Below are 3,530 nucleotides of genomic sequence, written 5' to 3'. Positions count from 1 at the left end.
AAATCAACGGGCAAACTTTGTAGGCTAAAACAACAATATATGCGAAAATAGCCTTTTTTATCTGCGTTAATGTTGTCTAATAATTTGTTTCATTATTGCAGCATTCCTCAGCCATTTCAGAAGAAGTTTAAGGATACCGTGAATTCTACAGTCAGAAGTGTTCAATTATCTGAGTTGGAAGCTATTAAAGAGTTAATAAACAGAATCCCATATATCAAGTAGTAATTACATTTTGTTATATGTTTCATAAAAAAAGAGACCTATTCTTTAGGTCCATTACTTGAAGCATTTTGTTTTTTAAGATTATGGATAATTAAATCTAGTTGGTGGGCGATGATAACAAGAATACCGAAAATTGCTCCTAATAAAATACCAGGAAATTCATAAAGAATAAAACCAACAATAGCACCTGAAATTATACAAAGAAAAGAAAGCATAATATCACCTCAATATTATCCTAACTAAAATGGGCTATGTTGAATAGTTATATTTGTAAATTGGTGGAAAGAAAATTATCAAATGAATTATTCAGTTTACTAGGAGGTAAAATCATGGAGTAGTTAACTTTATTTGTAGATGATATGTACCGATTATCGGAGTCTCATTTCGCTCCCTGTAGGGCACTACAAGAGGCGTTGGAGAAACATTTCAAAATAAGTATGAGAGTGTCTAGCTATAGATTTGTAGCTTTTCATTTGAAGAGCCTCTGGAGAAAAGGATTCGGGGGCAGGCATGGATAGCGTGGAAAAGAATCAAGGGCCAGCAGCCATTTGAACCATCAGCAACCTTTCCTACAGTTAACCGTTTTGGTATAGTTACTGCATTCTTAACTAAATATTACTGATCGGATATTGGGCAAGTCGCCTAATAATCCTTTGCATACGATTACTACAAAGACAGATTTGGGCTTATTACAGTTAATGGTGAAAATTATAAGATCACTGATATTGGAATGAGAGTGCTTCAGCCGCGGGAGTTATTTAACGGAAACGGATTCCCTAGAAATAATTTTTTTGTCAGGGACTATAACGGTAAATCTTACCCTAAAACAGAACAGGTCGCTAGATGCTGAATTGCTGTCCCTCCAGCATTTGCTGAAGCACTTGTGAGGGCGAATTTTCCTGAATACTAACGTAAATACAAATTGATATAAAGCAGCTATGGCTTAATTACATATCAAGCTGTTAATACATATATTACAACCATTGCAAAAGGTAAGTATTTCTTTACAAGAATACATCATATGTTTAATTAGAAATGAAAGCGTATTGAAGGGAGTTATACCGTTATGCAGTGGATAAAATTTATGATTAAACAATTCTTAAAAGAACCTTTGTGGTTTAAAATACTAATTTCTATAACATTACTTATTTCAATTATTTTTAGCAGTTCATTTTTTTCTAATAATGCCTATTTTCAAAGCTGCTCCAAATTAGCTGCGGCAATCTTTTTTTGTGCATATGCTATTAAGTTTAGGAGAAATTTTGTAACTTCTGTCATCTTATTCACTTCAGCAGTTATATGTATTTTTCTATCCATCCTGGCAATGTATAAGTGATCAACGTGAGTTCAATAAGCCAATGAATAATAAACGCTCAGAGCTTTTATGCCCTGAGCATTTTTAAGAGATTAATAACCTTATTTAGGCCAAAATCTCCCTTCTAAGATGCTATCGATAAATTCTTCTTGGTTTAGAAAAATATTAAAACCAGGTAGCTCTATACAAAATCTATTGTCAATTGGATGATAAAAAACCGGTATAGCAGTTTCAGTTTCATATAAAAATATAATTGACTTTGTATTTTTACCAACCTTTTTTAGCCTTTGAAGAACAGAGAATAATTCTCCCCAGAATGGGAGATATGGTTTTTCTTTATATAAATAAACTAAATCTCTTAAATCAGTTTGTATATCATTTATCATCTTGTTCACCATTCTAATATTTTTTCACAAAAGTTAATTTTAACATAGTCAAATTAATAAATAAACAGGAAAAACAAAAAAGGGAAGTAGTGCATTTCTAAGTGTCCTGTGAAACAAAAAAGTAAGACTTTTAACTACAAGGCAAAAAAAAACACCAAGAAATATTCTTGGTGCAAAGAGAGATAAGATAATGGCTTACCAACCCAAGTCTCATCTAACTTTATTATATATGCATTTGTCGAATAATGTCGACATGTGTCTTTTGGGTAAATTGTAAGATAATTACTTTTAGTGAAAAAGCAAAATTTAAGGACCCAGTTTTGTTAAAGCCATATTTAGCGAAACTCGATGATACATCAGTTGATTAGGAGGGGGTGAATATGTGTTGGGTAAAGTTGGATTTTTATTGCTGATATTTTCAAAATTGTAAAATATATAAAACTAATCTATAATTTGACAAAAGGTTGGTGAACCACTAAATAATAATTAGTAACAAATTTCAGATTCTTTTTTTAAAGTCATAGAAAAGCAGTTTTATAAATAAACTAATTCATTTTCTATTTGTTTAATATTATTTATGAGGAGAATCATAGTGAGAGTAGAATTGAAAAGAAAAAAGAAGGCAAAGCAAAAGAAATTAAAACGTATAGTTTTATCTACATTACTAATATTGTTTATAGGGATAGGGATTTATATATTTAACTTTTATCATTCTTTTAGTTCAGCATTAGATACTATTCATCAACCATTGAATGCTGGATCAGAGAAACGTGAAAACAAGGTATCAATTCAAAAACAAGATCCTTTCTCTGTATTATTTTTAGGGGTAGATGAAAGTGAAAATGATAATGGAAGATCCGATACGATGATAGTTATGACTGTAAACCCGCAAAAGGAATCTATTGAAATGTTAAGTATCCCGCGTGATACAAGAACAGAAATCGTAGGTAATGGAACAACAGAAAAAATTAATCACGCTTATGCCCGAGGTGGTGTTGAAATGTCTATAAATACCGTCGAAAACTTTTTAGATGTACCAATTGATTATTATGTAAAAGTAAATATGGATGGATTTAAAGGGATAATTGATGCTCTTGATGGTGTGACTTTGCATAATGATATGGATTTGTCATATAGAGAATATGAATTTCCTAAAGGAGAAATTCAATTAAATGGGGATGAAGCCTTAATATTCTCTCGAATTAGGTATGAAGATCCGCGAGGTGACTTTGGTCGTCAAATTAGACAAAGACAAATAATTCAGTCAATTATTAATAAGGGGAAGAGCGTAACCTCGCTTTTAAATCACGATGATATATTTGATGCCTTAGGAGAAAATGTAAAGACAAATCTAACCTTTAAAGAAATGGTTGACATACAGCAGCAATACAAAGTAACCAATTTAACAATAGAACAAATTCAGTTTGAAAAGGGAACTGGTAAATATATTGGTGACCTTTGGTACTATATTCCGGATGAAAATGAATTAAGAGACGTACAATTATTATTGAAAGAGAACCTTGGATTAAATGTAGAAAATGAGGTGGGAGTACTGAATTAAAATATGGCTGATAGTAAATATAGGCTGTTTTCGCATATATTGTTGT

At 31.3% G+C, this 3,530-nt stretch carries 3 protein-coding genes; 1 reads left to right on the top strand and 2 read right to left on the bottom strand.

Annotated features, from left to right (window positions below):
- Window positions 1-260: 260 nt before the first annotated feature.
- Together BGM26_RS07160 and BGM26_RS07155 are read right to left on the bottom strand one after the other, a co-directional pair.
- Window positions 261-437 (bottom strand): hypothetical protein, encoded by a 177-nt coding sequence (locus BGM26_RS07160; protein WP_217039062.1) that lies wholly within the window; start codon window positions 435-437, stop codon window positions 261-263.
- A gap of 1,201 nt (window positions 438-1,638) precedes the next feature.
- Window positions 1,639-1,923: a hypothetical protein gene (locus BGM26_RS07155; RefSeq protein WP_217039060.1), complete on the bottom strand. Its 285-nt coding sequence runs from the start codon at window positions 1,921-1,923 to the stop codon at window positions 1,639-1,641.
- 592 nt (window positions 1,924-2,515) lie between these two features.
- Between BGM26_RS07155 and BGM26_RS07150 the strand changes: the two genes are divergently transcribed.
- A complete protein-coding gene (locus BGM26_RS07150) occupies window positions 2,516-3,484 on the top strand; it encodes an LCP family glycopolymer transferase (protein ID WP_367949278.1) in 969 nt (322 codons plus the stop codon).
- The last annotated feature ends 46 nt before the right edge of the window (window positions 3,485-3,530 follow it).

The organism is Bacillus sp. FJAT-29790 (genome assembly GCF_019039215.1).
Classification (GTDB): domain Bacteria; phylum Bacillota; class Bacilli; order Bacillales; family Cytobacillaceae; genus Cytobacillus.
This window is presented reverse-complemented; position numbering and strand designations above follow the sequence as displayed.